Source organism: Micromonospora sp. NPDC048907, from assembly GCF_055586885.1.
The window spans coordinates 11,959-38,318 of record NZ_JBVJHI010000007.1 but is presented as its reverse complement, the minus strand read 5'-3'; the positions used below and the strand labels follow the sequence as shown (position 1 = coordinate 38,318).

The window sequence follows — 26,360 nt, the reverse complement described above, 5'->3', positions numbered from 1 at the left end:
TCCCATGCTGCGTGTCGCCGTACCCAACAAGGGCGCCCTGGCCGAGTCGGCCGCCGGGATGCTGCGCGAGGCGGGCTACCGCCAGCGCACCGACCCGAAGGACCTGGTCTGCCGGGACGAGCCCAACGACATCGAGTTCTTCTACCTCCGCCCCAAGGACATCGCCACCTACGTCGGCTCCGGCGACCTGGACGTCGGCATCACCGGCCGGGACCTGCTGGTCGACTCCGGCGCGCCGGCCGAGGAGGTCGTCGACCTCAACTTCGGCCGGGCCACCTTCCGGTTCGCCGCCCGCCCCGGCGACGTGGACTCCGTCCAGCAGCTCGGCGGGCACCGGATCGCCACCGCGTACCCGGGGCTGGTGGAGCGGCACCTGGCCGAGCTGGGCGTCAAGGCGGAGGTGATCCGGCTGGACGGCGCGGTGGAGAACGCCATCCGGCTCGGCGTGGCCGACGTGGTCGCCGACGTGGTGGAGACCGGGGCCACCCTGCGCCAGGCCGGCCTGGTGGTCTTCGGCGAACCGCTGCTGCGGTCCTCGGCGGTGGTGGTCCGCCGGGCCGGCGCGGCCGGCTGCGCCCAGCAGGAGCAGTTGCTGCGCCGGCTGCACGGGGTGCTGGTCGCCCGCCGCTACGTGATGCTCGCCTACGACGTGCCGGCCGGTCTGCTGGACCGGGCCAGCTCGCTGACCCCGGGCATCGAGTCGCCGACCGTCTCCCCGCTGCACCGGGAGGGCTGGGTGGCCGTGCAGGCCATGGTGCTGCGCGACGACGTGCACCGGATCATGGACGAGCTCTACGAGCTGGGCGCCCGCGCCATCCTGGTCACCAACATCCACGCCTGCCGGCTGTGAGGCCGCTGCCGGTCCCGGCCGCCCTGGCCGTGGTCGTCCTGGGCGGGGTGGCGTCGGCCGCGCAGGGCGTGGTCAACGCCGAGCTGGGGGAGCGGGCCGGCGACCCTCTCGTGGGCGCCGTGGTCAACAACCTCGGCGGGTGCCTCGTCGTGCTGCTCGGGCTGGTCGCCGTCCCGTCCATGCGCGCGGGGCTGGCCGGCCTGCGCCGCTCCGGCCTGCCCTGGTGGGCCTACCTGGGCGGGCTGGGTGGCGCCGCCATCGTGGTGATCGGCCCGTTCGTGGTGCCGGCGCTCGGGGTGGCGGTCTTCACGATCGCCCAGGTGGCCGGGGGCAGCCTCGGCGGGCTGGCCGTCGACCGGGTCGGCCTGGCCGCGACCGGCCGGCTGGCGCTCACCCTGCCCCGGGTGGTCGGGGCGCTGCTCGGGATCGCCGCGGTGACCATGGCCCAGCTCGGCCGGCCGGTCGGCGACCTGGCGGTCGGTCTGGTGCTGCTCTCGGTGGCCGGCGGTCTGGCGGTGGCGCTGCAGTCCGCGCTCAACGGTCGGGTCGCCGCGGCGATCGGTCCGGCTGCCGGGCTGGCGGTGAACTTCGCGGTCAGCACCTCGGTGATCGCCGCGGTGGCGGCGCTGGCCGGTGCGCTGGCCACCCGCCCGGCGTGGCCCAGCCAGTGGTGGCTCTACGTCGGCGGCCTGTTCGGGGTCGGCATCGTGCTCGCCCTGCTGGTCGGTGTCCGCGCCGCCGGGGTGCTGCGCACCGGCCTGGCGCTGGTGGCCGGCCAGCTCGGCGGCGCCCTGGTGCTGGACGTGGCGGTGCCCGGCGGCGCCGGGGTGCGGCTGCCGGTGCTGGCCGGGGCGGTGCTCACCGGCGCGGCGGTGGTCGTGGCCGGGGTGCGGCGCCGCCCGCTCCGTGTGGCGGCGGAACGCGAGCCCGAGCCGGATGGCAGACTGGTTTCGTGAGCGAGCGGAGCGAGCGAACCAGCAGGCTCAGCAGCGTGGCGCCTCGCGCCGGTGCGGAGCGAAGCGAGGCAGCGGTTGGAGACGATTCAGTGGTGACCGTGCGGCCGCGGCGGGTCCGGGTGGTCTGCTGGGCGTCGGCCGTCACGCTGCTGGTGGTGTTCAGCCTGGTGGCCACCTCCCTGCGCGGGTCGACCGGCGACGGCTACGGCAGCTTCCAGCGGGGCGACCAGCTCGCCATGGTGGGGCTGGGCGTCTTCGGGGCCCTCGGCTTCCTGCTCTTCACCCGCCCCCGGGTGGTGGCCGACGCCCGCGGTGTCCGGGTCCGCAACGTGATCGGCTCCTACGAGCTGCCCTGGGAGGTGATCCGCGGGGTCCGGTTCGACCGGGGCGCCCCGTGGGCCAGCCTGGAGCTGCACGACGACGACCTGCTGCCGATGGTGGCCCTGCAGGCCGCCGACAAGGAGCGCGCCGTCGAGGCGGTCCGCGCCCTGCGCCGCCTGCACCAGGCCCACCTGGCCGCCCTGGTCGGCGACCCGGCCGCCCCCCGCTGACCGCCGCGCCCCGGTTTGGGGCGGGCTGGTCCGAGGGTGTAGTGTTGCGGAGTCGACCAGACCGTCCTGCGGGCGGTCCTGAAGCGGAGCGCCTGCTCCCACCCGAGTCGCCCCCGTAGGTGGCCGGGTCCCGGTCTCCCGGTTCCGGGCACGTCCCGGATCCGGATGCGCGATCCTGTGATCGTGCCGACCGGTCGAGTGGGCCCTGGCATACGCCGGGGCCTTCTGCTTTCCGGGTCGGCTCCCGTCCGGGAGCCCGCGGAGTCGGCACCACGGAAGACTCGACTCGAGGAGGCCCCATCAGCGTCGAACCACGCGTGAACGAACAGATCCGGGCACGTGAGGTCCGACTGGTCGGCCCTGAGGGTGAGCAGGTGGGCATCGTCCCGCTGGAGCGCGCCCTGCAGCTGGCCGCGGACGTCGACCTGGACCTGGTCGAGGTTGCGCCGATGGCGCGCCCGCCGGTGTGCAAGCTCATGGACTTCGGCAAGTTCAAGTACGAGAGCGCACTCAAGGCGCGCGAAGCGCGGCGTAACCAGCAGCAGACCGTCATCAAGGAGATGAAGCTCCGGCCGAAGATCGACCCGCACGACTACGAGACCAAGAAGGGTCACGTGGTGCGGTTCCTCAAGGCGGGCGACAAGGTCAAGGTGACGATCATGTTCCGCGGTCGCGAGCAGAGCCGCCCGGAGCTGGGTTACCGGCTCCTGCGTCGGCTCGAGTCCGAGATCACGGACCTGGGATACGTCGAGGCCGCTCCGAAGCAGGACGGTCGAAACATGATCATGGTTCTCGCTCCGCACCGGGCCGTGAAGGCCTCCGCGGTCGCCGCCACGGCGTCCCGCGGCGGTCCCCGCGACCGGGCCGCGGAGGAGTCGACCGCCCCGGCAGGTGGCGAGACCCCGGCGGCCGGCGAGACCGCAGCAGCCGGCGAGACCGGCACGACCGCTGACACCAGCGGCCAGTAACAGGGGAGATACGTTCCACATGCCGAAGATGAAGAGCCACACGGGTATGGGCAAGCGGGTCAAGGTGACCGGCAAGGGCAAGATCGTCGCCCAGCAGGCCGGCCTCCGCCACAAGCTGGAGAAGAAGCCCTCCACCCACACCCGCCGGCTGACCGGCACCGTCGAGCTGGCCAAGGCCGACACCAAGCGCATCAAGAAGCTGCTCGGCCGCTGACGCGCGCCACCTGAACCGAAGAAGGAGTTGAGATGGCACGCGTCAAGCGGGCTGTGAACGCCCAGAAGAAGCGTCGTACCCTGCTGGAGACCGCGAGCGGCTACCGCGGTCAGCGCTCCCGGCTCTACCGCAAGGCCAAGGAGCAGGTGCTGCACTCGATGCAGTACGCCTACCGGGACCGCCGCGACCGCAAGGGCGACTTCCGGCAGCTCTGGATCCAGCGGATCAACGCTGGCGCCCGGGCCAACGGCATGACCTACAACCGGCTGATCCAGGGCCTGCGCCTGGCCGGCATCGAGGTCGACCGCAAGATCCTGGCCGACCTGGCCGTCAACGACGCCGCGGCGTTCGCCGCGATCGTCGAGCTGGCCCGCGCCGCCGTGGCGGCCGAGGGCACCGGTGGCGCCGCGGCCCAGGCCGCCTGATCCACCCGCACCAGCAGATCGAGGCGTCTCCCATGCCGTCAGCACCGCACGGGAGGCGCCTCGACGCTGTTCCCGGCCCGTTCACCCCGCGTACCCCGCGGGTGGTCGCCGCCCGCCGGCTCCAGCGCCGGCGGGACCGGGACGCCACCGGCCGGTTCCTGGCCGAGGGGCCGCAGGCCGTCCGGGAGGCGCTCGCCCGCGCCGGCACCGTGGTCGAGCTGTTCGGCACCCCGGCCGCCCTGGACCGGCACGCCGACCTCGCCGCGCTCGCGGCCCGGGCCGACGTGCCGGTCTCCGAGGTCACCGACGAGGCGCTCGCCGCGCTCGCCGAGACCGTCGCCCCGCAGGGCCTGGTCGCGGTCTGCCGGCACCTCGACGTACCCCTGGCCGACGCCCTGGCGCGCGGACCGCGCCTGGTCGCGGTGCTCGCCGAGATCCGCGACCCCGGCAACGCGGGGACCGTGCTGCGCACCGCCGACGCGGCCGGCGCGGGCGCGGTGATCTTCGCCGGTGACGCGGTCGACCCCTACAACGGCAAGTGCGTGCGGGCCTCCGCCGGCAGCCTGTTCCACGTCGACGTGGTCCGCGCCACCGACCCGGTCGCGGTGGTCGCGGCGCTGCGGTCCGCCGGGCTCACCGTCCTGGCCACCACCGGGTACGGCGACAGCGACCTCGACGACCTCACCGACGCCGGCCGGCTGGCCGCCCCGACCGCCTGGCTCTTCGGGTCCGAGGCGCACGGGCTTCCCGAGGAGCTGACCGCAGCGGCCGACGCCCGGGTCCGGGTGCCGCTGCACGGGCGCGCCGAGAGCCTGAACCTGGCTGCGGCCGCGGCCGTCTGCCTGTACGCTTCAGCGAGAGCTCTGCGCCGACCCGCGGGTCCGCGCGGCCACACAGCAGGGGAGTCAGCCGGATGATGAACGCGCCACGGCGTTCGTTTAGCCAGCCCGCCGGTGTCGGCGGGCGGCGGGCCTGACCCTTCCTCCTGCGCGATCTCCCACCGGCGGGCTGCGGCGAAGCCGCGCGTCCGTAGACTCGCCTAGCCGCCCGTGAGGGCCGGCGCCGCCGTGAGGGAGTGCCCGTACGCCATGAGCTACCGCAACGATCCGTACGACCCGAAGCAGGTCGCCCTGCTCGACCCGGACGCCCTGGCCGCGGCCGTGGCCGACGCCGAGAAGGCGTTCGCCGCCGCCGCCGACCCGGACGCGCTGACCGCGCTGCGCCCCGCGCACCTCGGGGACCGGTCCCCGGTGTCCCTCGCGCGCCGGGAGATCGGCGCGCTGCCGCCGGCCGCGAAGTCCGACGCCGGCAAGCGGGTCAACGAGGCCCGCCGCGCCATCGAGACCGCGTACGCGGCCCGGCAGGAGATCCTGGAGCGCGAGCAGGCCGAGCGGGTGCTGGTCGAGGAGCGGGTCGACGTGACCCTGCCCTACGACCGCCGGCCGCGCGGCGCGCGCCACCCGCTGAGCACCCTCATGGAGCAGATCAGCGACCTGTTCGTCGGGATGGGCTACGAAGTGGCCGAGGGCCCCGAGGTCGAGCTGGAGTGGACCAACTTCGACGCGCTGAACATCCCGGCCGACCACCCGGCGCGCGGCCTCATGGACACCTTCCACATCGCACCGCAGGCCGGCGCGGACAGCTCGGGCCTGGTGCTGCGCACCCACACCTCGCCGGTGCAGGCGCGCACCATGCTGACCCGCAAGCCGCCGATCTACGTGGTGGTGCCCGGCCGGGTCTACCGCACCGACGAGCTGGACGCCACCCACGCCCCGGTCTTCCACCAGGTCGAGGGCCTGGTGGTCGACAAGGGCATCACCATGGCGCACCTGCGCGGCACGCTGGACCACTTCGCCCGGGCCATGTTCGGCGAGGGCGCGAAGACCCGGTTCCGGCCGCACTACTTCCCGTTCACCGAGCCGTCCGCCGAGTTCGACGTGTGGTTCCCGGAGCACCGGGACGGTCCGCAGTGGGTCGAGTGGGGCGGCTGCGGCATGGTGAACCCGCGGGTGCTGCGCGCCTGCGGCATCGACCCGGAGGTCTACTCCGGATTCGCCTTCGGCATGGGCATCGACCGGACCGTGATGTTCCGGCACGGGGTCAGCGACATGCGGGACTTGGCCGAGGGCGACGTGCGGTTCACCCGCGCGTTCGGCGTCTGACGGTGCGGGCACGAGTTACGGAGACGGTGGTTTAACAGTCATGCGAGTTTCTGTCAGTTGGCTGCGGGAGTACGTCGACCTCCCGGCCGACCTGCCCACCGGCGACCTGGAGCAGGCGCTTGTCGACCTCGGCATCGAGGTCGACTCCGTGGTGGACCTGCGGGAGACCGTCACCGGCCCCCTGGTGGTCGGTGAGGTGCTGGAGATCGAGGAGCTGACCGGCTTCAAGAAGCCGATCCGGTTCTGCCGGGTGGACGTCGGCGCCGCCAACGGCACCGGCGAGCCGCAGGAGATCGTCTGCGGGGCGCGCAACTTCGCCCCGGGCGACCGGGTCGTGGTGATCCTCCCCGGCGGCGTGCTGCCCGGCGACTTCCACATCGGCGCGCGCAAGACCTACGGGCGCAACTCCAACGGCATGATCACCTCGGCCAAGGAACTGGGCCTGGGCGACGACCACTCGGGCATCATCGTGCTGCCCGAGGACAGCCCGGCCAAGCCCGGCGACGACGCGCGGCCGGTGGTCGGCCTCGACGACGTCGTGGTCGAGCTGGAGATCACCCCGGACCGCGGGTACGCGCTCAGCGTCCGGGGCATCGCCCGCGAGCTGTCGCACGCCCTCGGGGTGCCGTTCCGCGACCCGGCCGACATCCCCGCGCCGGGCGGGACCGCCGAGCCGGCGTACCCGGTCGACGTGCGCGACACCGTCGGCTGCGACCGGTTCGCCGCCCGGATGGTCCGCGGCGTCGACCCGACCGCGCAGACGCCGGGCTGGATGTCCCGACGGCTCAGCGTGGCCGGGGTCCGCAGCATCTCCCTGCCGGTCGACATCACCAACTACCTGATGCTCGAACTCGGCCAGCCGATGCACGCGTTCGACGCCGACCGGATCAGCGGCCCGCTGGTGGTCCGCCGGGCCGAGCCGGGGGAGAAGCTGACCACGCTGGACGGCGTCACCCGCACGCTCGTCGCCGAGGACATGGTGATCTGCGACGACACCGGGCCGATCTCGCTCGCCGCCGTGATGGGGGGCGAGACCAGCGAGGTCGTCGCCTCCACCACGGACGTGCTCTTCGAGGCGGCGCACTGGGACCCGGCCATGGTCGGGCGCACGGCGCGGCGGCACAAGCTGTTCAGCGAGGCGGCCAAGCGCTGGGAGCGGGGCGTCGACCCGGCGCTGCCGCTGGTCGCGCTGGAGAAGGCCGTCCGGCTGCTCACCGAGCACGCCGGTGGCACCGTCGGCGCCGAGATCCTCGACCTCGACCACGTCCGCCCGCGTACCCCGGTGGCCCTGCCGGTGGACCTGCCGTCGCGGCGGGTCGGCGTGGCGTACCCGCCGGAGCGGGTGGTGGAGCTGCTGGAGCAGGTCGGCTGCGCGGTCGCCCGCGGCGCCGACCGGCTCGCCGACGACCCGGGCGAGACCGGTGTCGCCGCCGCGGGCGGCGGTGCCGTGCTGAGCGTCACCCCGCCGAGCTGGCGGCCCGACCTCACCGACCCGGCCGACCTGGTCGAGGAGGTCGTCCGCCTCGACGGCTACGACCGGGTGCCGTCGGTGCTGCCCACCGCGCCCCCCGGCCGCGGCCTCACCGCGCCGCAGCAGCGCCGCCGGGCCGTCGCCCGGTCGCTCGCCGAACGCGGGTACGTCGAGGTCCTGGCGCACCCGTTCGTCGCCGCGGAGCTGGCCGACCAGCTCGGCCTGCCGGCCGACGACCCGCGCCGTCCCGCGGTGCGGGTGGCCAACCCGCTGTCCGAGGAGGAGCCGCTGCTGCGCACCACGCTGCTCGGCCCGCTGCTCGGCATCCTCAAGCGCAACGTCGGCCGGGGCCAGCGGGACGTGGCGATCTACGAGATCGGTGTGGTGTTCCACCCGCGTCCCGGTGCGGGCGCACCGCCGGCCATGGGCGTGGACCGGCGCCCCACCGACGAGGAGTTCGCCCGCGCCGACGCCGTGGTGCCGGACCAGCCGCGGCACGTCGCCGTGGTGCTCACCGGGGAGATGGAGCCGACCGGCTGGTGGGGGGCGGGCCGCGCGGCCGGCTGGGCGGACGCCGTCGAGGCCGGCCGGACCGTGCTCGCCGCCGCCGGCATCCCGGCCGACCGGGTCACCGTGCGGGCCGCCGAGCGCGCCCCCTGGCACCCCGGCCGCTGCGCCGAGCTGCTGGTGGACGGCACCGCCGTCGGGTACGCCGGTGAGCTGCACCCCACCGTGGTGGCCACGCTGGAACTGCCCCGGCGCACCAGCGCCATGGAGCTGAACCTGGACGCGCTGCCCGAGGCGCCGGTGGTGGCCGGCCCGGCCGTCTCCGCCTTCCCGCCCGCCCTCATCGACGTGGCGCTCGTGGTGGACGAGTCGGTCCCGGCCGCCGAGGTGGAGCGGGCCCTCGCCGAGGGAGCCGGTCCGCTGCTGGAGGACGTCCGGCTCTTCGACGTCTACGCGTCCGCGCAGCTCGGCGCGGGCCGCCGGTCGCTGGCGTACAAGCTGACGTTCCGGGCGCCGGACCGCACCCTCGCGGGCGAGGAGGCGGTGGCTGCCCGGGACGCGGCGGTGGCCGAGGCCGCCCGCCGCTTCGGCGCCACCCTGCGCGGCGCCTGACGTGTGGGCGGTCCTCGGCCTGGTGGCGGCCGGCGCGCTCGCGTCGGCCGTCGCCGGCCTGCTCTGGGCCCGGCGGCACCTGCTGCTCGTCTCGGTGGTCGGGCGCAGCATGGAACCGACGCTGCGCGCGGGTGACCGGGTGCTGGCCCGGCGCGTCCCCCTGGACCGGGTCCGGGCCGGTGACGTGGTGGTGGTCCGCGCCCCGGCGGCGATGACCGCCGGGCGGCCCGGCCGGCCAGACGAGGGGCCGGGGCTGCTCATCAAGCGGGCACACGCCGTGCCCGGCGATCCGGTGCCGGTGCGGCGGGTGCCGCTGCTGCGGCAGCGCTCCGAGAGCACGGTGCCGGCGGGGCGGCTGGTGGTGCTCGGCGACAACCCGCCGTTCAGCTACGACTCCCGCGAGTGCGGCTACATCCCCGAGCCGGACGTGCTCGGCGTGGTGATCCGGCCCCGGCTGCGGGGCTGACGAGGACGTGCCGCGCGACCGGGACCGGCCGCGCGGCACACCCGATCAGCAGAGGGTGGTCATCGTGCTGGCCCCGGCCGTGCAGTAGTAGCCGCACCCGCCGCAGTTCACCGCGCACGAGCCGCTGTAGCTGCACCGCTTGAGGTAGCAGGTGCCGCACACGGCGCACCAGGGGTCCGGCGGACAGCCGGCGGCGGCCGTCACCTTCGGGACGAACACGCCGAGCATCCGCTCACCCAGGCTCTCGAGTCGACGGAACATTCGTTCACCTCCTTTCGACACCGATCGATGCCGGGACGCTACGGCCGTCCGGTACACCGGGCCTACAGCGGCCGCCGGCGCTCGCCGGACCCGATGTATCCCGGATGTATCCACCGCTGGCAGCGTGGGCCTCCCCGCGCCGAAGGAGGTGGTACGGATGCGAGCGGTGGAGCTGACCACGCGGCTGCTGCTGGCCCTGGTGTTCCTCACCGCGGTCGTCGGCAAGCTGCGGACCCGGGCGGGCTTCGCCGGGTTCGTCGGCTCGGTCGTGCAGTTCGGTGTGCCGGTCCGGTGGTCCGGTCCCGTCGCCCGGCTGGCGGTGGCCGCCGAGGCGGCCGTGGTGGTGCTGCTCGTCCCGCCCGGCACGGCGCCCGCCGGGCTGCTGCTCGCCGCCGGCCTGCTGGGCGTGCTCACGGCCGCGATCGTCGGTGCGCTCCGCCGCGGCGCCCGCCCGGCCTGCCGCTGCTTCGGCGCCGGTGAGGCCCCGATCGGCGCCCGCCACGTGGTGCGCAACCTGGCCCTCGCCGGGACGGCGCTGCTCGGCCTGCTGGCCGGAGCGGTCGGCGGACCGGCGCCCGGCCCGGCGGGCCTGGTGCTCGCCGCCGGGCTGGCCGTGCCGCTCGCCGCCCTGGTGGTCCGCCTCGACGACCTGGTCGCCCTCTTCGCCCCGAGCCCGCCCCGGGCGGCCCGCCCGGCCGGCCGCTCCTGACCACCCTGAAGGAGACCCCATGCCCCTGTTGACCGTCGCCGTCGTCCTGGTCGCCGCCCTCGGCCTGCTCAACCTCGTGCTGCTGCTCGGCGTGATCCGCCGGCTGCGGGAGCACACCGACCTGCTCAGCGAGCGGCAGTCCGCCCCGCCGGAGGTGATGCTGGAGGTCGGCTCGATCCCCGGCGACTTCGTCTCCACCACCGTGGACGGTCGCGTCCGGACCCGCGCCGACCTCCCGCCGATGACCCTGGTGGCGTTCATCTCCCCGGGGTGCGACCACTGCGAGGAGCAACTGCCGCTGCTGCGCGAGCGCGCCGCCGAGATGCCCGGCGGCGCCGCGCACGTCTGGGTGGTCGTGGTCGGCAAGGGCCCGGAGACCCAGACGTACGCCGACCTGTTCGCCGGGCTCGCCACGGTGTTCGTCGAGCCGGGCAGCGGGCCGCTACCCACGGCGTTCGCGATCAAGGGCTTCCCGGCGTTCGGCCTGCTCGACGAGCGTGGCATCGTGGCGTCCACCGCGTTCGGCATCGCCCGGTTGGACCTGCCGGTGGCGCCGTGACCGAGCCACGGCTGACGCCCCGCCGGGCCGCCCGGCACGCCCGGGCGGCCCTCGGGCTCACCTGGCGGGCGGCCCCGGGCGGCACCCTGGTCGACCTGCTGCTCGCGCTGCTGGCCGGTGCCGCGCCGGTGGCCGTGGCCGGGCTCACCAAGGTCGTCCTGGACCGGCTCACCGGCGCCGCCGGTCGGGACGTGCCGCTGGCGCTGCTCGGAGCCGGCCTGGCCGGGGCGGCCGCGGCCGGCGTGGTCCTGCCCCACCTGCGCCGGTACGTCGAGGCCGAGCGCACCCGCGCGGTGTCCCGGCTGGTGCGCCGCCGCCTGTTCGACGCCGTGTCCCGCCTGGTCGGCCTGGTACGCCTCGAGGACCCGGCGTACCAGGACCGGCTCCAGGCGGCCCAGCAGACCGGGCACCTCGGGCCGACCCAGCTCACCGGGAGCCTGCTCGGGGCGGCGCAGAGTGTGGTGGCGATCGGCGGCTTCCTCGGCGTGCTGCTCGCGCTGAGCCCGCTGACCGGCCTGCTGGTGCTGCTGGCCGCCCTGCCCACCCTGTGGATGCAGCTCCGGCTCAACCGGGCCCGCGCGGCCATGGTGCTGCGGCTGGAGCACTTCCAGCGCCGCGACCTGTTCTTCGCCCAGCTGATCACCGGGGTGCCGGCGGCCAAGGAGGTCCGGCTGTTCGGCCTGGGCCGGTTCTTCGGCGAGCGGATGCTCGACGAGCTGCACGGCATGCACCGGGTGGAGCGTCGGCTGGACGCCCGGGAGACCCGCGCCCAGGCCCTGCTCGCGTTGCTCGGGGCCGTGGTGGCCGGCGTGGGCGTGGTCTGGGTGGTCACCCGCGCCGCCACCGGCCGGGTCGGCGTCGGCGACGTCGCCCTGTTCCTGGCGGCCGTGCCCGGCGTGCAGGGCGCGCTCGGCGCACTCGTCGGCCAGATCGGCTCCGTCCACCAGGCACTGCTCCTGTTCGACCACTACGACGAGGTGGTGCACGCCGAGCCGGACCTGCCGGTCCCCGCCGCGCCGCGCCCGGTGCCACCGCTGCGGCACGGCATCGAGCTGCGCGACGTCTGGTTCCGCTACTCGCCGGAGCACCCGTGGGTGCTGCGCGGGGTGGACCTGCTCCTGCCGGCCGGCGCGACCACCGCGCTGGTCGGGCTCAACGGCGCCGGGAAGAGCACGCTGGTGAAGCTGCTCTGCCGGTTCTACGACCCGGAGCGCGGCGCCGTCCTCTGGGACGGTGTCGACCTGCGCGAGTTCGATCCGGCGGCGCTGCGGGAGCGGCTGGGCGCCGTGTTCCAGGACTTCATGCCGTACGACCTCACCGCCGCCGAGAACATCGCCGTGGGCGACCTCACCGCCCGCGACGACCCCGACCGGCTGCGGGCCGCGGCGCGGCAGGCCGGCGTGGACGGTGTGCTGGCCGGGCTGCCGTACGGGTACGACACCCTGCTCACGCGGGTCTTCTTCGGCGGGCCGGACCGGGACGACCCGCGCGCCGGTGTGGTGCTCTCCGGCGGGCAGTGGCAGCGGGTGGCGCTGGCCCGGGGTTTCCTGCGGGCCGACTGCGACCTGCTCGTCCTCGACGAGCCCAGCTCGGGGCTGGACGCCGAGGCCGAGCACGACCTGCACACCCGCCTGCGCGCGCTGCGCCGGGGGCGGACCAGCCTGCTCGTCTCGCACCGGCTGAACGCGGTCCGGGACGCCGACGTCATCGTGGTGCTCGCCGACGGCCGGGTGGCCGAGCGAGGCGACCACGACACGCTGCTCGCCGCCGGCCGCGGGTACGCCCGGCTGTTCGCCCTCCAGGCCCGCGGCTACCGCCAGGACGGCCCGCCGCCCGATGCCACCCCGGACGCCGTGGCGGCCAGCCCGGTCGGGTAGCGCCACCCGGGAATGCGGTCAGCTGGCGTGCAGGTGGGCGGCGCCGGCCGGACGGCAGCGGTCGGCGCGGAGCAGCCGGGCCAGCCGGGCCAGGGTCCCGCCCTCGCCGAGCCGCCGGGCGGCGGCGCGCAGCGCCCGTGGCAGTCCCCCGCAGAGCGCCACCACGGCGGCGGCCGCGGCCGGCTCGCCGTCGACCCGGCGGTCGCCGACAAGCGCGCGCAGCAGCGCGAGCGCGTCGCACGGCGGCAGCGGCTCCAGCCGCAGGGCCGGCCCGTGCCCGTCGGGCAGCCTCGCGCGGCCGGTCACCAGCAGCGCGCAGCCTCCGCGCGCCGGCAGCAGGCCGTCCACCTGCGCCGGGCCGGCCGCGTTGTCGAGCACCAGCAGCACCCGCCGGCCGAACAGCGCGGAGCGGACCCGGGCCTGCGCCTCGGCCACCGTGGTCGGCTCCGGGTCCGGCGCCGGGCTCAGCGCCCGCAGCACCCGGTCGGCCACCTGGCGCGGCGGCACGGGCTCACCCGCCACCGATCCGCCGAGGTCGAGGTGGAGCTGACCGTCGGGGAAGGCGTCCAGGGCGGCCGTCGCGGCGCGCAGGGCCAGGGCGGACTTGCCGGCGCCGGCCGGGCCGTGCACGGACAGCAGCACCGGTCGCTCCCGGGCCCGGGCCAGCGCGGCGCCGAGCTGGGCCAGCTCGGCGTGCCGGCCCACGAAGGGCCCGAGGGCGTACGGCAGTTCGTGCGGGACCGCCGGGACGCGGTCCACGACGGTGGCGCGGGCGGGCTCCGGTCGCGGCGCCGGTCCGGCGTGCACGACGGCCCGGTACCGCGCGGTCAGCTCCGGCCCGGGCGCCACCCCCAGCTCACCGGCGAGCGCCCGGCAGGCCCGGCGGTACGTGCCCAGCGCCGCGGCGCGGTCGCCGGCCCGCTGCTCGACGCTCATCAGCAGCGCCCAGCCGGTCTCCCGCAGCGGGTTCTCGACCAGGTGCTCGCCGAGCAGGCTCCGCAGCTCCGCGGAGCCGGGGTCGCCCAGCTCCAGCCGACAGGCGGCGTACGCCTCCCGGGCCACGGCCCGCCGCTCGCGCAGCCGGTCGAACGCGGCGGCGGTGCCCGGCCCGTACGCCGGCGGTGGCGTGTCGGACGACCAGAGCGCGAGGGCGCGGCCCAGCCGGTCCACGGCGTGGGCCGCCGCTCCCCGGGCCTGCGCGGCCAGTCCCTCGGCGGTGAGCCGCTCGAACTCGGCGGCGTCGAGTTCGCCCGGGCCGGTGCGCAGCAGGTAGCCGCCGCCCTCCGCCCGGAGCCGGGGCGGCTCGCCCGGCACGGCGAGCAGCCGGCGCAGCTGGCTGGCGTGGCTGCGCAGGTTCGCCACGGCCGACGCGGGCGGCCGCCCGCCCCACAGCTCCTCCCGGAGCCGCTCGACCGGCACCGGCGTGCCGGACTGCAGCAGCAGGACCACCAGCAGGGCGGTCGGCCGACCGGCGGGCAGCCGCAGCCACCGCCCGTCGCGGCAGGCCCGTACCGGACCGAGGATCTGCAGCGTCAGGCCCATGCGTCCTCCGTGCGCCCCCGCGGGCCGGCCGGCCCGACCCCGCACCCCGTGAAACAACAATGTTAATCGATGGAAGCTGCCTGTCATGATATTTGTTCGGACAGTGACGGCTTCGGCGAGAAGAACCTGTCGTCCCGGGGGCGGCCGGCCGCGGGGGCGCCGGCGGTGGGCTCAGCCGGTGTACGGCAGCGTGAGCCGGGAGGAGTCGCCGACGCCCAGCGTGGTCGGGGTGCCGCCGATGGCGTTCCACACCTCGACCCGCACCGTGCCGCCGGTCAGGTCGCCGAGGGTGCCGGTGGCCGAGCGCAGCCCCTGGGTCTGCCGGTAGTGCTCCCAGCCGGGCACCGGGTCGGTGGCGAAGTAGGCGTACGTCTCCACCCGGTCCCAGCCGCCGTCACCGGTCCGGTCGTAGGAGATCCGCACCTGGACCCCGTCGCCCACCGCGGTGCCGGCGTCGACGGAGAGGTCGAAGGCGGTGGACCCGCCGGTCCACCGGCCGGTGAGGCCGCGGGCCGTGAAGACCTGCGGGTTGGTGGGCGTGCCGTCGTGGTTGCCCCCGGCCGCCGCCACGCTCACGGTGCCGGGCGCGCCGGTGGCCGGGTCGAGCGCGCCGCCGGCCCGCAGGTAGCGGGTGGCGTCGAACGGACCCGGGGTGGCCGTGGTGGACGGGCTGGGGGAGGGGCTCGGGCCGCCGCCGGGCCCGAACGGGCTGAGCGTGATGCCGGCGGCCCGCGGGTCGCCGTCGTGCACCAGGGACTCCTGGTTCAGCACGTCGTCGAAGGCGAACCCGTACGCCTTCCCGTCGGCCATGTTGGCGTGCACGATCCGCGAGTAGTGGTTGGTCAGCGCGCCCCGGTAGAAGTCGGCCGGGCCACCGGAGGGCTGCAGGTCGAGGGTGCCCAGCGTGGAGCGGTGCAGCGCGGCGCAGAGGGTCCGGGCGATGGGGCCGACCACCTGGTCGTTCGGGGCGGCCAGCGCGCCGTCGCAGCCCCACACGTCGGCGCTGGACGGCCGGCGGAACGAGGCCACCTGCCGGCCGCCGCCGTCGGTGAAGGCCATCACGTCCCCGCTGGTCCGCCCGTAGTAGCGGACGGCCGGCTGGTCGGTGAAGGGCGCCACGGTCAGCGTCCTCGTCGCGTACGCCTGCCAGGCCGACGCGATGTAGGGGTCGAGGTAGGTGCGGCTGAACAGGCCGGCGTCGGCGGCCTTGCCGGGGGCGAGCACCCGCAGCACCGTGCCGTCGGCACGGGTCTGCACGGCGCCGCTCCAGCCCGACTGGGCGCGGATCGCGGCGATCACCCGGTTGCGCCCGTCGTCGACCGGCTGGCCGGTCCGCCGGGTGGTCCCGGTGGCGCCGGTGACGCTCACCGCGTGCGGCACGGCGAACATGTCCACCTGGGAGCTGTTGAGCCAGAGCCCGGCGTCGTTGTAGGTGAACTCGGACCAGTCGAACAGCAGGTCCCGGTTGGGGTCGCCGGCCGCCCACGGGGCGGGCTGGACCAGGCCGTCCGGGGTGAGGAAGAGCTTCAGCTTGGCGCCGAAGGAGAAGTAGACCCGGCCGGACAGGTTCCGGGGCAGCCGCAGCACGGTGCTCGCCCCGGTGGCCGGGCCGGGTACGGCGACGTCCGGTGCGGGGGTGGGCGGCAGGCCGCCGGCCGGCCACGGCGTGAAGGCGCCGCCGGCGGTGACGTAGCCGAGCCGGCCGGTGGTCAGGTCGGTGCCGAGGACGTACAGCCAGGTGGGCTCGGTGCGACCGGTGGCGTTGGTGACGGTCAGCGGGAGCAGGGCGGGGCCGGTGGCGCGGGCCAGCGAGGCGGCCGCCACCGCGCCGGTGGTGGCCAGCGTGAGCGCGAGCACGGCGCGCAGCAGTGTCCTGGGGGTGGGCACGGGACGCTCCTTCCACCCGCCGCGGCCTGCGGCGGGCGCGGGGTGGTGGGTGTGGTGGTACGCGTACGCGGGCGGGACGGCCCGTGAGAGCGCTCTCTGAGCATGTGACACGCATGGGCGGCTGTCAATGCGACGGACGTCGGCGCAGTTTCATGCGCCACACCGTATGAACTTGCAGGAGCGGATCATCGCTGCTACCGTTCACTGCATAGCCATGCGGAGGTGAGTATGGGCATCCGGGTCGCGGTCGCCGGCGCGAGCGGCTACGCCGGCGGTGAGCTGCTCCGGCTGCTCGCCGGGCATCCCGAGTTCGAGCTGGTCAGCGCCACCGCGCACGCCTCGGCCGGCCGGCCCGTCGCCGCCGTGCACCCGCAGCTCGCCGGGCTGGACCTGGTCCTCGGAGCGACCGACCCGGCCACCCTGTCCGACGCCGACCTGATCTTCCTGGCCCTACCGCACGGCCAGTCGGCGGCCATCGCCGCGGCCCTGCCCGCCGCCGTCAAGGTGGTCGACCTCGGGGCGGACCACCGGCTGCGCGACGCCGACGCCTGGGCCCGCTACTACGGCGGCGACCACGCCGGCGCCTGGACCTACGGCCTGCCCGAGCTGCCCGGCCAGCGGGCGGCCATCGCCGCGGCCGACCGGGTCGCGAGCACCGGCTGCTACGCGGTCGCCACCACCCTGGCGCTCGCCCCACTGATCGCCGCCGGCGCCGTTCTCCCCACCGACGTGGTGGTGGTCGCCGCCTCCGGCACCTCCGGCGCCGGCCGGGCCGCGAAGCCCCACCTGCTGGGCAGCGAGGTGATGGGCGACCTGTCGCCCTACAAGGTCGGCGCCCACCAGCACGTGCCGGAGATCAAGCAGGCCACCGGGGCGACCAGCCTCTCCTTCACCCCGGTCCTGGCCCCCATGCCGCGGGGCATCCTGGCCACCGTCACCGCCGTCCCGACCGGCGCGGCCGACCCCCGCGAGGTGCTCGCGGCGGCGTACGCGGACGCGCCCTTCGTGCATCTGCTGCCCGAGGGGACCTGGCCGCACACCGCCGCCACCGCCGGCGGGAACTCCTGCCACCTCCAGGTCACCGTCGACGCCGACTCCGGCCGGGTGATCGTGGTGAGCGCCATCGACAACCTGGGCAAGGGCGCCGCCGGCCAGGCCGTGCAGAACGCCAACCTGATGGCCGGCCTCCCCGAGACCACCGGACTGCCCGTGTTTGGAGTAGCACCGTGAGCGCGAGGAGTGCAGCGAAGCGGAGCCCCGCAGTCGCGAACGAAAGGACGGCCCAGTGACCGTCACCACCCCCCGGGGCTTCCGCGCCGCCGGCGTGGCCGCCGGCCTCAAGGCCGGCGGCGCGGGCGACGTCGCCCTCGTCGTCAACGACGGCCCCGACGCCGGTGTCGCCGGCGTCTTCACGGCCAACCGGGTCAAGGCCGCCCCGGTGCTCTGGACCCAGCAGGTCGTCCGCGGCGGCGTGGTCCGCGCCGTGGTCCTCAACTCGGGCGGCGCCAACGCCTGCACCGGCCCGGCCGGATTCCAGGACACCCACGCCACCGCCGAGCACACCGCCGCCGCGCTCACCGCCAGCAGCCCCCGGCTCATGGTCGGCGCCGGCGAGGTCGCGGTCTGCTCCACCGGCCTGATCGGCGAGCGCCTGCCCATGCAGAAGCTCCTCCCGGGCGTCCGCGGGGCGGTGCGCGGCCTGTCCCGCGACGGCGGTCACCCGGCCGCCGAGGCGATCATGACCACCGACACCCGGCCCAAGACCACGGTGGCCCGGGGCAGCGGCTGGACGGTCGGCGGCATGGCCAAGGGCGCCGGGATGCTCGCCCCCGCCATGGCCACCATGCTCTGCGTGCTCACCACCGACGCGGTCGCCGGGCCGGAGACCCTGGACGCCGCGCTGCGGGCCGCCACCCGGGCCACCTTCGACCGGATCGACTCCGACGGCTGCATGTCCACGAACGACACGGTGCTGCTGCTGGCCAGCGGCGCCGCCGGCATCGAGCCCACCGCCGCCGAGCTGACCGCCGCGGTGACCGCCGCCTGCCACGACCTCGCCCAGCAGCTGATCGCCGACGCCGAGGGCGCCACCAAGCAGATCGCCATCGAGGTGACCGGCGCCGCCGACGAGGACGACGCGGTCGAGGTGGGTCGCTCGGTGGCCCGGAACAACCTGGTCAAGACCGCGCTGTTCGGCAACGACCCGAACTGGGGGCGGATCCTCGCCGCCGTGGGCACCACCGCCGCCGCCTTCGAGCCGGACGGCGTGGACGTCGCCGTCAACGGGATCTGGGTGTGCCGGGGCGGCGCCGCCGCCGAGGACCGGGCCAAGGTCGACCTCACCGGCCGCCACGTCACCATCCGGATCGACCTGCACGCGGGCGACGCGGAGGCGACGGTCTGGACCAACGACCTGTCGCACGCGTACGTGCACGAGAACTCGGCGTACTCGTCGTGAGCGCGAGGAACGCAGCGCCGCGGAGTCCCGCAGTCGCGAACGGAAGGCTGGTGCCGTGAGCCTCACCGCCGACCTCACCCGGGCCCAGGCCAAGGCCGAGACGCTGATCGAGGCCCTGCCCTGGCTGGCCCGCCTCTCCGGGGCGACCGTCGTGGTCAAGTACGGCGGCAACGCCATGACCGACCCCGAGCTGCAGCGGGCGTTCGCCGCGGACATGGTCTTCCTCCGGTACGCCGGCCTCAAGCCGGTCGTCGTGCACGGCGGCGGCCCGCAGATCTCCGCCATGCTCGGCCGGCTCGGCATCGCCAGCGAGTTCAAGGGCGGCCTGCGGGTCACCACCCCCGAGGCCATGGACGTCGTCCGGATGGTCCTCGTGGGGCAGGTCGGCCGCGAGCTGGTCGGCCTGATCAACGCCCACGGCCCGTTCGCGGTCGGCCTCTCCGGCGAGGACGCCGGCCTGTTCACCGCGGTGCGCCGCCCCGCGTACGTGGACGGGGAGCCGGTCGACGTCGGGCAGGTCGGCGACGTGGAGTCGGTGGACGTCTCGGCGGTGGCCGACCTCATCGCGGCCGGCCGGATCCCGGTCATCTCCACCGTCGCGCCGGACGCCGACGGGGTGCTGCACAACCTGAACGCGGACACGGCCGCCGCCGCGCTCGCCGTCGCCCTGGACGCGCGGAAGCTGGTCGTCCTCACCGACGTGCCCGGCCTCTACGCCGACTGGCCCGACACGGCCAGCCTGGTCAGCGAGATCACCACAGACGACCTGGCGAAGCTGCTGCCGTCCCTGGAGTCCGGGATGGTCCCGAAGATGGAGGCGTGCCTGCGGGCGGTGCGCGGGGGAGTGCCCGCCGCGCACGTCGTCGACGGCCGGGTCGCCCACTCGACGCTCCTCGAAGTGTTCACCTCGGAAGGATTCGGCACGATGGTGGTGGCGGCATGAGCACGCTTGTCGAACGCTGGGGCCAGGCCATGATGGCCAACTACGGCACCCCGCCGCTGGCGCTCGTCTCCGGTTCCGGCGCCGTCGTGGTCGACGAGGCCGGCCGGGAGTACGTGGACCTGCTCGGCGGCATCGCGGTCAACGCCCTCGGGCACGCCCACCCCGCCGTGGTGGCCGCCGTGTCCCGGCAGGTCGCCACCCTCGGGCACGTGTCGAACCTGTTCGTTGCCGAGCCGCCGGTGGCCCTCGCGGAGCTGCTGCTGGCGCTGGCCGGCCGCCCCGGCCGGGTGTTCCTCGCCAACTCGGGCGCCGAGGCCAACGAGGCCGCGTTCAAGCTCTCCCGGCTCACCGGGCGCACCCACGTGGTGGCCACCCACGGCGGCTTCCACGGCCGGACCATGGGCGCCCTGGCGCTGACCGGGCAGCCCGCCAAGGCCGACCCGTTCCGCCCGCTGCCCGGCGAGGTGACCCACGTCCCGTACGGCGACGCCGCGGCCCTGGCCGAGGCGGTCACCGACGCCACCGCCATGGTGATCGTCGAGCCGATCCAGGGCGAGAACGGCGTCGTCGTGCCGCCGCCCGGCTACCTGGCCGAGGCCCGCCGGATCACCGCCGCGCACGACGCGCTGCTGGTGCTCGACGAGGTCCAGACCGGCGTCGGCCGCACCGGCCACTGGTTCGCCCACCAGGCCGACGGCGTCGAGCCGGACGTCGTCACCCTGGCCAAGGGGCTCGGCGGCGGGCTGCCGCTCGGCGCCTGCCTGGCCTTCGGGCGGGCCGCCGACCTGCTCACGCCCGGTTCGCACGGCACCACGTTCGGGGGAAACCCGGTCAGCTGCGCCGCCGCGCTCGCCGTGGTCGCCACCATTGCCAACGAGGGGCTGCTCGACCACGTGAAGCGGGTCGGTGAGCGGCTGCGGCGCGGCATCGAAGGGCTCGGGCACCCGCTCGTCGCCGAGGTCCGCGGCGCCGGCCTGCTGCTCGGCATCGTGCTCGCCGCGCCGGTCTCCGGCGCGGTGACCGGCGCCCTGCGGGAGGCGGGCTTCCTGGCCAACCCGGTGCAGCCGGGCGTGGTCCGGCTCGCCCCGCCGCTGATCCTGGACGCCGGCCAGGTCGACGCCTTCCTCGCCGCGCTGCCGGCCGCCCTCGACGCCGCCGCCCCCGTACCCGCCGCCACGGAGGTCCCCGCATGATCCGCCACTTCCTGCGGGACGACGACCTCGCCCCCGCCGAGCAGGCCGCCGTGCTCGACCTCGCCGCCCGGATGAAGGCCGACCGGTTCGCCCACAAGCCCCTGGCCGGTCCGCGATCGGTGGCGGTGCTGTTCGACAAGCAGAGCCTGCGCACCCGGATCTCGTTCGACGCGGGCATCGCCGAGCTGGGCGGGCACCCGCTCGTGGTGGACACCCAGGTCACCCACTTCGGCCGGGGCGAGTCCCTCGCCGACGCCGGCCGGGTGCTGTCCCGCTACGTCGCCGCGATCGTGCTGCGCACCCACGGCGACGACCGGATCGCCGAGGTCGCCAGCCACGCCACGGTGCCGGTGGTCAACGCGCTCACCGACACCTACCACCCCTGCCAGCTCCTCGCCGACCTGCTCACCGTCCGGGAACGCTGCGGCGGCACCGCCGGGCGCACCCTGGCGTACGTCGGGGACGCGGCCAACAACATGGCGCACTCCTACCTGCTGGCCGGGGCGACCGCCGGGATGCACGTGCGGATCGCCGGGCCGGCCGGCTTCCAGCCGGACGCCGAGATCGTCGCGCGGGCCGAGAAGATCGCCGCCGGCACCGGCGGTTCGGTCCGGGTGCTCACCGACCCGGTCGAGGCGGTCCGCGCCGCCGACGTGGTCGCCACCGACACCTGGACCTCGATGGGTCAGGAGTCCGACGGCCAGGACCGCGTCACGCCGTTCCTGCCGTACCGGGTCGATGACACGCTGCTCGGCCACGCCGCGGCCGAGGTGATCGTGCTGCACTGCCTGCCCGCCCACCGGGGCGAGGAGATCACCGACGAGGTGCTCGACGGGCCGCACAGCGCCGTCTTCGACCAGGCGGAGAATCGCCTGCACGCCCAGAAGGCGCTGCTGACGTTTCTCCTGGAGGCATCATGACCGCCCCGCTGACCCGTGCCGCGCGGCACGGCCGCATCGTCGAGCTGATCCGCGACAAGGCCATCCACTCGCAGACCGAGCTGGCCGACCTGCTCGCCGGTGACGGCATCCAGGTCACCCAGGCCACCCTCTCCCGGGACCTCAAGGAACTGGGGGCGGTCACCGCGCGCGGCGGCGACGGGCGGGGCGTCTACGTGATCCCGGAGGACGGCCACCGGCCGCTGCGCGAGGCCGAGGCCGCACCGGCCCGCCTCGTCCGGCTGCTGCGCGAGCTGCTCAACGGCGTCGACGCCAGCGGCAACATCGCCGTGCTGCGCACCCCGCCGGGCGCAGCCCAGTACCTGGCCAGCGCGTTGGACCGAGCGGGCCTGTCCGAGATCGTCGGCACCATCGCCGGCGACGACACCATCCTCGTCGTGGCCCGCGAGGCCGACGGCGGCGCCGCGTTGGGCGACAAGCTCGCCGCATGGGCCCGCCGGGAAGAGAACGTTGAAGGGAGCACCACACCATGACCGAGCGGGTCGTCCTGGCGTACTCCGGGGGTCTCGACACCTCCGTCGCCATTCCCTACCTGGCCGAGCAGACCGGCGCCGAGGTGATCGCGGTGGCGGTCGACGTCGGCCAGGGCGGCGAGGACCTGAACGCCATCCGGCAGCGCGCGCTGGACTGCGGCGCCGTCGAGTCCGAGGTGGTCGACGCGCGCGACGAGTTCGCCGCCGAGTACTGCCTGCCGGCGATCCGGGCCAACGCCCTCTACATGGACCGCTACCCGCTGGTCTCCGCGCTGTCCCGGCCGCTGATCGTCAAGCACCTGGTGGCCGCGGCCCGCAAGCACGGCGGCACCATCGTGTCGCACGGCTGCACCGGCAAGGGCAACGACCAGGTCCGCTTCGAGGTCGGCCTGAACGCGCTCGCCCCCGAGCTGAAGATCATCGCGCCGGCCCGCGACTTCGCCTGGACCCGGGACAAGGCGATCGCCTTCGCCGAGGAGAAGGGCCTGCCGATCGACGTGTCGGCGAAGTCGCCGTACTCCATCGACCAGAACCTGTGGGGACGCGCGGTGGAGACCGGCTTCCTGGAGGACATCTGGAACGGCCCCATCGAGGACCTCTACTCCTACACGGCCGACCCGGCGCAGGAGCGGGACGCCGACGAGGTGGTCATCACCTTCGACGCCGGCGTGCCGGTCGCCGTCGACGGCGAGACCGTCACCCCGTACCAGGCGATCCTGGAGCTGAACCGGCGCGCCGGCGCCCAGGGCGTCGGCCGGCTCGACATGGTCGAGGACCGCCTCGTCGGCATCAAGAGCCGCGAGGTCTACGAGGCCCCCGGCGCGATCGCGCTGATCGCCGCCCACCAGGAGCTGGAGGCGGTCACCGTCGAGCGGGACCTGGCCCGCTTCAAGCGCGGCGTCGACCAGCGCTGGGGCGAGCTGGTCTACGACGGCCTGTGGTTCTCACCGCTCAAGCGCTCGCTCGACGCGTTCATCGACGACGCGCAGCAGCACGTCTCCGGCGAGGTGCGGCTCACCCTGCACGGCGGCCGGGCCACCGTCACGGGCCGGCGCTCCGAGGCCAGCCTCTACGACTTCGGCATGGCCACCTACGACACCGGCGACACCTTCGACCAGTCCCTGGCCAAGGGTTTCGTCCAGCTCTGGGGGCTGCCCAGCAGGATGGCCGCCGCACGGGACGCCCGGCTCGGCGGAGCGCGGTCTTGACCTTCACAATGGGTGGGGTGGACGACAAGAGCCTGACCGAGAACAGCGCCCCCGCCAACCGGACGAGCCTCTGGGGAGGCCGGTTCGCCGGCGGCCCCGCCGAGGCGCTCGCGCGGCTGTCGGTGAGCGTCCAGTTCGACTGGCGCCTCGCCCCGTACGACATCGCCGGCTCCCGGGCGCACGCCCGGGTCCTGGCCGGCGCGGGCCTGCTCGACCCCGAGGAGCTGGGGAGGATCCTGGCCGCGCTGGACGACCTGGAGGCCGCCTGCGCCGCCGGGACGTTCCGGCCCACGATCGACGACGAGGACGTGCACACCGCGCTGGAGCGGGGGCTGCTGGAGCGGCTCGGCAGCCTCGGCGGCAAGCTGCGGGCCGGCCGCTCCCGCAACGACCAGGTCGCCACCGACCTGCGGCTCTACCTGCGCGACCACGCCCGCGGCGTGGCGGCCCGGCTGGTCGAGCTGGCCGAGGCCCTGGTGGAGCAGGCGGAGCGGCACGTGGACACGGCCGCACCCGGCATGACCCACCTCCAGCACGCCCAGCCGGTCACCTTCGGGCACTGGCTGCTCGCCCACGTGCAGCCGCTGCTGCGGGACCTGGAGCGGCTGCGCGACTGGGACCACCGGTGCGCCGTCAGCCCGCTGGGCGCCGGCGCGCTCGCCGGCTCCGGCCTGCCGCTGGACCCGGTGGCGGTCGCCAAGGAGCTGGGCTTCCGCACGTCCTTCGCCAACTCGATGGACGCGGTGGCCGACCGTGACTTCGTGGCCGAGTTCCTCTTCGTCACCGCGATGATCGGCGTGCACCTGTCCCGCCTCGGCGAGGAGGTGGTGCTCTGGACGTCGCAGGAGTTCGGCTGGGTCGAGCTGGACGACGCGTTCGCCACCGGGTCGTCGATCATGCCGCAGAAGAAGAACGCGGACATCGCCGAGCTGGCCCGGGGCAAGTCCGGCCGGCTGGTCGGCGGCCTCATGAGCGTGCTCACCATGCTCAAGGGCCTGCCCATGACCTACGACCGCGACATGCAGGAGGACAAGGAGCCGGCCTTCGACGCGGTCGACACCCTGGAGCTGCTGCTGCCCGCCCTCGCCGGGATGATCTCCACGATGACGGTCCGGGTCGACCGCCTGGTGCCCGCCGCGCCGGCCGGCTTCTCGCTCGCCACCGAGGTCGCCGACTGGCTGGTCCGCCGGAACGTGCCGTTCCGGGACGCGCACGAGATCACCGGCCGGCTGGTGGCGCTCTGCGTGGCCCGCGACTGCGCCCTGGACGAGGTCTCCGACGAGGACCTGGCCGCGGTCAGCGAGCACCTCGACCCGTCGGTGCGCGACGTGCTCTCGGTGCGCTCCGCCCTGGCCGCCCGGATCACTCCCGGCTCCACCGGCCCCGGTCCGGTCGCCGACCAGCTCGCCACGGCCGCGGACAAGCTGGCCGGCTGGCGGGATTGGACCGCCGAGCGGGTCGTTCCCCGCTGAGCGTGCGACCCCGCGCGGTGGCCCGGCCGCCGCGCGGGGTCAGGCCGTCGGCCGCTCGCGCTTGGGCAGCTTGGCCACCACGGCGTCGTACGACCCGTCGACCGCCTCGATCAGTTCCTCGTCCGGGATGCCCCCACCGAGCCGCAGGGTGTTCCAGCCCGAGCGGCCGATGTAGGGGGAGGAGCGGGCGTCGTCGGGGAACCGGTGCAGCCACTCGTCGGCCACCTCCCGGGACGGGCCGCACTTGACCCCCACCCGGGCCTCGCCGTCGGGCGCGCCCAGGAACGCGAAGATCCGGCTGCCGACCTTCACCACCTCGTCGCCCTCCCACGGCCGGTCCAGCCAGGCGCCCGGCTTGGCCAGGCAGTAGGACAGCATCTCCTCGCGTGTCATCGCATCCCTCCCGTGGCGGTCACCGGCACAGTCTCACCCGCCGCTGTGACAGTCGCCGGGCGCCGCCCCGTCGCCGATCCCGGCCGGGGTCAGTCGCCGGTGCCGGTGCGCAGGGTGAGCCGCTCGTAGCGCTGCCGGGCCGCCTGCGCGCTGCCCAGCCCCAGCCCGAACGCGATCGCCTGCCAGGTCAGACCCCGGCCGCGGGCCACCTGCAGCAGGCCCGCCTCCAGGGCGTCGACCTCGGCGCGAACGTGCGGGATCAGGGTCAGCGCGGCCATCAGGTCGGCCTGGTCGACCGGCTCCTCGCCCTCGGCCAGCTCCGCCCCGCCCGCGAGCGCCATGACCAGCGTCGCCGCCTCGTAGGCGTCGGGGACGTCGGGGTGCGCGTAGCGCCGGCGGCGGGCGTCGCTGCCGGCGTGCCGCTCGGCGATCCGCAGCAGCGCCGCGTAGTTGCGGTGCGCCCGGGCCTGGGCAGCATCCGGAGCGGTGAACGGGTCGTTGTCCATCGTGACCATGTCGTCGATTCCACACCCTTGAACGACACTTTGTCAACAGCCCGTTGAAAGCAATTCGTGCCTCCCGCGCGGATCCCGCTAGGGTTTCCCGGTGACCGCGACCGACCTCTCCGCCCTCTCCGACCTGCTCGCCGGCCCGGTGGTTCCCGCCGCCCGGGGACTGCTCGGCTGCCGGCTCACCGGGCACGGGGTCACCGTCCGGATCACCGAGGTCGAGGCGTACGCCGGCACCGCCGGCGACCCGGCCTCGCACGCCCACGGGGGGCGCACGCCGCGCAACGCGGTGATGTTCGGCCCGGCCGGGCACGCCTACGTCTACTTCACCTACGGCATGCACTGGTGCGTGAACGTGGTGACCGGACCGGACGGCGAAGCCTCGGCCGTGCTGCTGCGCGCCGGCGAGGTGGTCGACGGCCTCGACGTCGCGCGGGAGCGCCGCCCGGCCGTACGCCGGGACGTGGATCTCGCGCGCGGGCCGGCCCGGCTCTGCGCGGCGCTCGGCATCGACCGGTCCGTCTACGGCGCCGACCTGCTCGGCGACGGTCCGGTGCGGCTGCGGCCCCCGCTCGCGCCGGTGCCCGAGGCGGCGGTCTCCGCCGGCCCCCGGGTCGGCGTCACCGGCGCCCACGACGTGCCCTGGCGCTTCTGGCTCACCGGCGACCCGACGGTGAGCGCGTACCGCCGGCACGTGCCCCGGACCCGGCGCTGACCGGGGGCCCGGCGCGGCGG

The 26,360-nt window shown here is 75.4% G+C and carries 27 protein-coding genes; 22 read left to right on the top strand and 5 right to left on the bottom strand.

Annotated elements, in window-relative coordinates; all coding sequences use genetic code 11:
* The first annotated feature begins 4 nt into the window (after positions 1–4).
* From hisG to ACZ6PY_RS24220, 10 genes are all read left to right on the top strand, one after another.
* Entirely contained in the window at positions 5–850 is an 846-nt protein-coding gene (hisG, locus tag ACZ6PY_RS24265; RefSeq protein WP_466075327.1) for an ATP phosphoribosyltransferase, read from the top strand.
* A complete protein-coding gene (locus tag ACZ6PY_RS24260; RefSeq protein ID WP_466075326.1) occupies positions 847–1,806 on the top strand; it encodes a DMT family transporter in 960 nt (319 codons plus the stop codon). Before hisG ends, ACZ6PY_RS24260 begins: the two co-directional genes overlap by 4 nt.
* A gap of 89 nt (positions 1,807–1,895) precedes the next feature.
* Positions 1,896–2,357: a PH domain-containing protein gene (locus ACZ6PY_RS24255; protein WP_466075324.1), complete on the top strand. Its 462-nt coding sequence runs from the start codon at positions 1,896–1,898 to the stop codon at positions 2,355–2,357.
* A 317-nt stretch (positions 2,358–2,674) separates the two neighbouring features.
* On the top strand, positions 2,675–3,325 hold the full coding sequence (gene infC, locus ACZ6PY_RS24250; RefSeq protein WP_313721743.1) for a translation initiation factor IF-3: 651 nt from the start codon (positions 2,675–2,677) through the stop codon (positions 3,323–3,325).
* Between the two features lie 19 nt (positions 3,326–3,344).
* On the top strand, positions 3,345–3,539 hold the full coding sequence (rpmI, locus tag ACZ6PY_RS24245) for a 50S ribosomal protein L35 (RefSeq protein WP_466075322.1): 195 nt from the start codon (positions 3,345–3,347) through the stop codon (positions 3,537–3,539).
* A gap of 32 nt (positions 3,540–3,571) precedes the next feature.
* Positions 3,572–3,964 carry a 50S ribosomal protein L20 gene (gene rplT / locus ACZ6PY_RS24240; RefSeq protein WP_030335718.1) on the top strand — a complete coding sequence of 131 codons (393 nt, stop codon included), beginning with the start codon at positions 3,572–3,574 and terminating at the stop codon, positions 3,962–3,964.
* A gap of 32 nt (positions 3,965–3,996) precedes the next feature.
* Positions 3,997–4,881: a TrmH family RNA methyltransferase gene (locus ACZ6PY_RS24235; protein ID WP_466075320.1), complete on the top strand. Its 885-nt coding sequence runs from the start codon at positions 3,997–3,999 to the stop codon at positions 4,879–4,881.
* Between the two features lie 171 nt (positions 4,882–5,052).
* Positions 5,053–6,126, top strand: coding sequence for a phenylalanine--tRNA ligase subunit alpha (gene pheS, locus ACZ6PY_RS24230; RefSeq protein WP_466075317.1), 1,074 nt, complete (start codon positions 5,053–5,055; stop codon positions 6,124–6,126).
* Between the two features lie 40 nt (positions 6,127–6,166).
* Positions 6,167–8,716, top strand: a complete 2,550-nt coding sequence (gene pheT / locus ACZ6PY_RS24225; protein ID WP_466075315.1) for a phenylalanine--tRNA ligase subunit beta — start codon at positions 6,167–6,169, stop codon at positions 8,714–8,716.
* Between the two features lies 1 nt (position 8,717).
* Positions 8,718–9,182, top strand: a complete 465-nt coding sequence (locus ACZ6PY_RS24220) for a S26 family signal peptidase (protein ID WP_466075313.1) — start codon at positions 8,718–8,720, stop codon at positions 9,180–9,182.
* Positions 9,183–9,227: 45 nt separating this feature from the next.
* On the opposite strand, the gene ACZ6PY_RS24215 is transcribed toward ACZ6PY_RS24220, so the two are convergent.
* Complete coding sequence (locus ACZ6PY_RS24215) at positions 9,228–9,443, bottom strand: hypothetical protein (RefSeq protein WP_151461614.1); 216 nt, start codon at positions 9,441–9,443, stop codon at positions 9,228–9,230.
* A 157-nt stretch (positions 9,444–9,600) separates the two neighbouring features.
* On the opposite strand from ACZ6PY_RS24215, the gene ACZ6PY_RS24210 reads away from it, so the two are divergent.
* From ACZ6PY_RS24210 to ACZ6PY_RS24200, 3 genes are read left to right on the top strand one after another with little or no spacing between them, the layout of a single operon-like run.
* Entirely contained in the window at positions 9,601–10,152 is a 552-nt protein-coding gene (locus ACZ6PY_RS24210; protein ID WP_466075311.1) for a MauE/DoxX family redox-associated membrane protein, read from the top strand.
* A 19-nt stretch (positions 10,153–10,171) separates the two neighbouring features.
* On the top strand, positions 10,172–10,711 hold the full coding sequence (locus ACZ6PY_RS24205; RefSeq protein WP_466075309.1) for a TlpA family protein disulfide reductase: 540 nt from the start codon (positions 10,172–10,174) through the stop codon (positions 10,709–10,711).
* A complete protein-coding gene (locus ACZ6PY_RS24200; protein ID WP_466075307.1) occupies positions 10,708–12,588 on the top strand; it encodes an ABC transporter ATP-binding protein in 1,881 nt (626 codons plus the stop codon). The genes ACZ6PY_RS24205 and ACZ6PY_RS24200 overlap by 4 nt, the downstream gene beginning before the upstream one ends.
* Before the next feature lie 18 nt (positions 12,589–12,606).
* Here the strand turns inward: ACZ6PY_RS24200 and ACZ6PY_RS24195 are convergent, their stop codons facing one another.
* Together ACZ6PY_RS24195 and ACZ6PY_RS24190 are read right to left on the bottom strand one after the other, a co-directional pair.
* Positions 12,607–14,130: an AfsR/SARP family transcriptional regulator gene (locus ACZ6PY_RS24195; RefSeq protein WP_466075305.1), complete on the bottom strand. Its 1,524-nt coding sequence runs from the start codon at positions 14,128–14,130 to the stop codon at positions 12,607–12,609.
* A gap of 171 nt (positions 14,131–14,301) precedes the next feature.
* Entirely contained in the window at positions 14,302–16,017 is a 1,716-nt protein-coding gene (locus ACZ6PY_RS24190) for a beta-1,3-glucanase family protein (protein WP_466075303.1), read from the bottom strand.
* Between the two features lie 228 nt (positions 16,018–16,245).
* Between ACZ6PY_RS24190 and argC the strand changes: the two genes are divergently transcribed.
* Genes argC through argH form a run of 8 tightly spaced genes read left to right on the top strand, consistent with a single transcriptional unit; the run spans position 16,246 to position 24,723 of the window.
* Complete coding sequence (argC, locus tag ACZ6PY_RS24185) at positions 16,246–17,247, top strand: N-acetyl-gamma-glutamyl-phosphate reductase (protein ID WP_466075897.1); 1,002 nt, start codon at positions 16,246–16,248, stop codon at positions 17,245–17,247.
* A gap of 55 nt (positions 17,248–17,302) precedes the next feature.
* On the top strand, positions 17,303–18,475 hold the full coding sequence (gene argJ / locus ACZ6PY_RS24180) for a bifunctional glutamate N-acetyltransferase/amino-acid acetyltransferase ArgJ (RefSeq protein ID WP_466075301.1): 1,173 nt from the start codon (positions 17,303–17,305) through the stop codon (positions 18,473–18,475).
* A gap of 55 nt (positions 18,476–18,530) precedes the next feature.
* Positions 18,531–19,418, top strand: a complete 888-nt coding sequence (gene argB, locus ACZ6PY_RS24175) for an acetylglutamate kinase (protein ID WP_466075299.1) — start codon at positions 18,531–18,533, stop codon at positions 19,416–19,418.
* A complete protein-coding gene (locus tag ACZ6PY_RS24170; RefSeq protein WP_466075297.1) occupies positions 19,415–20,611 on the top strand; it encodes an acetylornithine transaminase in 1,197 nt (398 codons plus the stop codon). The genes argB and ACZ6PY_RS24170 overlap by 4 nt, the downstream gene beginning before the upstream one ends.
* Positions 20,608–21,531 carry an ornithine carbamoyltransferase gene (gene argF, locus ACZ6PY_RS24165; RefSeq protein WP_466075295.1) on the top strand — a complete coding sequence of 308 codons (924 nt, stop codon included), beginning with the start codon at positions 20,608–20,610 and terminating at the stop codon, positions 21,529–21,531. Before ACZ6PY_RS24170 ends, argF begins: the two co-directional genes overlap by 4 nt.
* On the top strand, positions 21,528–22,043 hold the full coding sequence (locus ACZ6PY_RS24160; RefSeq protein WP_466075293.1) for an arginine repressor: 516 nt from the start codon (positions 21,528–21,530) through the stop codon (positions 22,041–22,043). Before argF ends, ACZ6PY_RS24160 begins: the two co-directional genes overlap by 4 nt.
* On the top strand, positions 22,040–23,251 hold the full coding sequence (locus ACZ6PY_RS24155; RefSeq protein ID WP_466075291.1) for an argininosuccinate synthase: 1,212 nt from the start codon (positions 22,040–22,042) through the stop codon (positions 23,249–23,251). The genes ACZ6PY_RS24160 and ACZ6PY_RS24155 overlap by 4 nt, the downstream gene beginning before the upstream one ends.
* 8 nt (positions 23,252–23,259) lie before the next feature.
* Positions 23,260–24,723, top strand: a complete 1,464-nt coding sequence (gene argH / locus ACZ6PY_RS24150) for an argininosuccinate lyase (RefSeq protein WP_466075895.1) — start codon at positions 23,260–23,262, stop codon at positions 24,721–24,723.
* A 39-nt stretch (positions 24,724–24,762) separates the two neighbouring features.
* Here the strand turns inward: argH and ACZ6PY_RS24145 are convergent, their stop codons facing one another.
* Together ACZ6PY_RS24145 and ACZ6PY_RS24140 are read right to left on the bottom strand one after the other, a co-directional pair.
* Entirely contained in the window at positions 24,763–25,116 is a 354-nt protein-coding gene (locus ACZ6PY_RS24145; RefSeq protein WP_466075289.1) for an MmcQ/YjbR family DNA-binding protein, read from the bottom strand.
* Between the two features lie 89 nt (positions 25,117–25,205).
* On the bottom strand, positions 25,206–25,631 hold the full coding sequence (locus ACZ6PY_RS24140) for a DNA-binding protein (RefSeq protein WP_313721727.1): 426 nt from the start codon (positions 25,629–25,631) through the stop codon (positions 25,206–25,208).
* 91 nt (positions 25,632–25,722) lie between these two features.
* On the opposite strand from ACZ6PY_RS24140, the gene ACZ6PY_RS24135 reads away from it, so the two are divergent.
* Positions 25,723–26,340 carry a DNA-3-methyladenine glycosylase gene (locus ACZ6PY_RS24135; RefSeq protein ID WP_466075287.1) on the top strand — a complete coding sequence of 206 codons (618 nt, stop codon included), beginning with the start codon at positions 25,723–25,725 and terminating at the stop codon, positions 26,338–26,340.
* Positions 26,341–26,360 lie beyond the last annotated feature (20 nt).

Bases quoted from the DNA above. Each gene is read 5' to 3' on its own strand.
- pheS (WP_466075317.1), top strand. From the start codon at position 5,053: ATGAGCTACCGCAACGATCCGTACGACCCGAAGCAGGTCGCCCTGCTC.
- ACZ6PY_RS24145 (WP_466075289.1), bottom strand. From the start codon at position 25,116: ATGACACGCGAGGAGATGCTGTCCTACTGCCTGGCCAAGCCGGGCGCC.
- ACZ6PY_RS24195 (WP_466075305.1), bottom strand. From the start codon at position 14,130: ATGGGCCTGACGCTGCAGATCCTCGGTCCGGTACGGGCCTGCCGCGAC.
- argC (WP_466075897.1), top strand. From the start codon at position 16,246: ATGGGCATCCGGGTCGCGGTCGCCGGCGCGAGCGGCTACGCCGGCGGT.
- argF (WP_466075295.1), top strand. From the start codon at position 20,608: ATGATCCGCCACTTCCTGCGGGACGACGACCTCGCCCCCGCCGAGCAG.
- pheT (WP_466075315.1), top strand. From the start codon at position 6,167: ATGCGAGTTTCTGTCAGTTGGCTGCGGGAGTACGTCGACCTCCCGGCC.
- ACZ6PY_RS24210 (WP_466075311.1), top strand. From the start codon at position 9,601: ATGCGAGCGGTGGAGCTGACCACGCGGCTGCTGCTGGCCCTGGTGTTC.
- ACZ6PY_RS24235 (WP_466075320.1), top strand. From the start codon at position 3,997: ATGCCGTCAGCACCGCACGGGAGGCGCCTCGACGCTGTTCCCGGCCCG.
- rplT (WP_030335718.1), top strand. From the start codon at position 3,572: ATGGCACGCGTCAAGCGGGCTGTGAACGCCCAGAAGAAGCGTCGTACC.
- ACZ6PY_RS24140 (WP_313721727.1), bottom strand. From the start codon at position 25,631: ATGGTCACGATGGACAACGACCCGTTCACCGCTCCGGATGCTGCCCAG.
- ACZ6PY_RS24155 (WP_466075291.1), top strand. From the start codon at position 22,040: ATGACCGAGCGGGTCGTCCTGGCGTACTCCGGGGGTCTCGACACCTCC.
- argH (WP_466075895.1), top strand. From the start codon at position 23,260: ATGGGTGGGGTGGACGACAAGAGCCTGACCGAGAACAGCGCCCCCGCC.
- hisG (WP_466075327.1), top strand. From the start codon at position 5: ATGCTGCGTGTCGCCGTACCCAACAAGGGCGCCCTGGCCGAGTCGGCC.
- ACZ6PY_RS24170 (WP_466075297.1), top strand. From the start codon at position 19,415: ATGAGCACGCTTGTCGAACGCTGGGGCCAGGCCATGATGGCCAACTAC.
- ACZ6PY_RS24160 (WP_466075293.1), top strand. From the start codon at position 21,528: ATGACCGCCCCGCTGACCCGTGCCGCGCGGCACGGCCGCATCGTCGAG.
- rpmI (WP_466075322.1), top strand. From the start codon at position 3,345: ATGCCGAAGATGAAGAGCCACACGGGTATGGGCAAGCGGGTCAAGGTG.
- ACZ6PY_RS24205 (WP_466075309.1), top strand. From the start codon at position 10,172: ATGCCCCTGTTGACCGTCGCCGTCGTCCTGGTCGCCGCCCTCGGCCTG.
- ACZ6PY_RS24215 (WP_151461614.1), bottom strand. From the start codon at position 9,443: ATGTTCCGTCGACTCGAGAGCCTGGGTGAGCGGATGCTCGGCGTGTTC.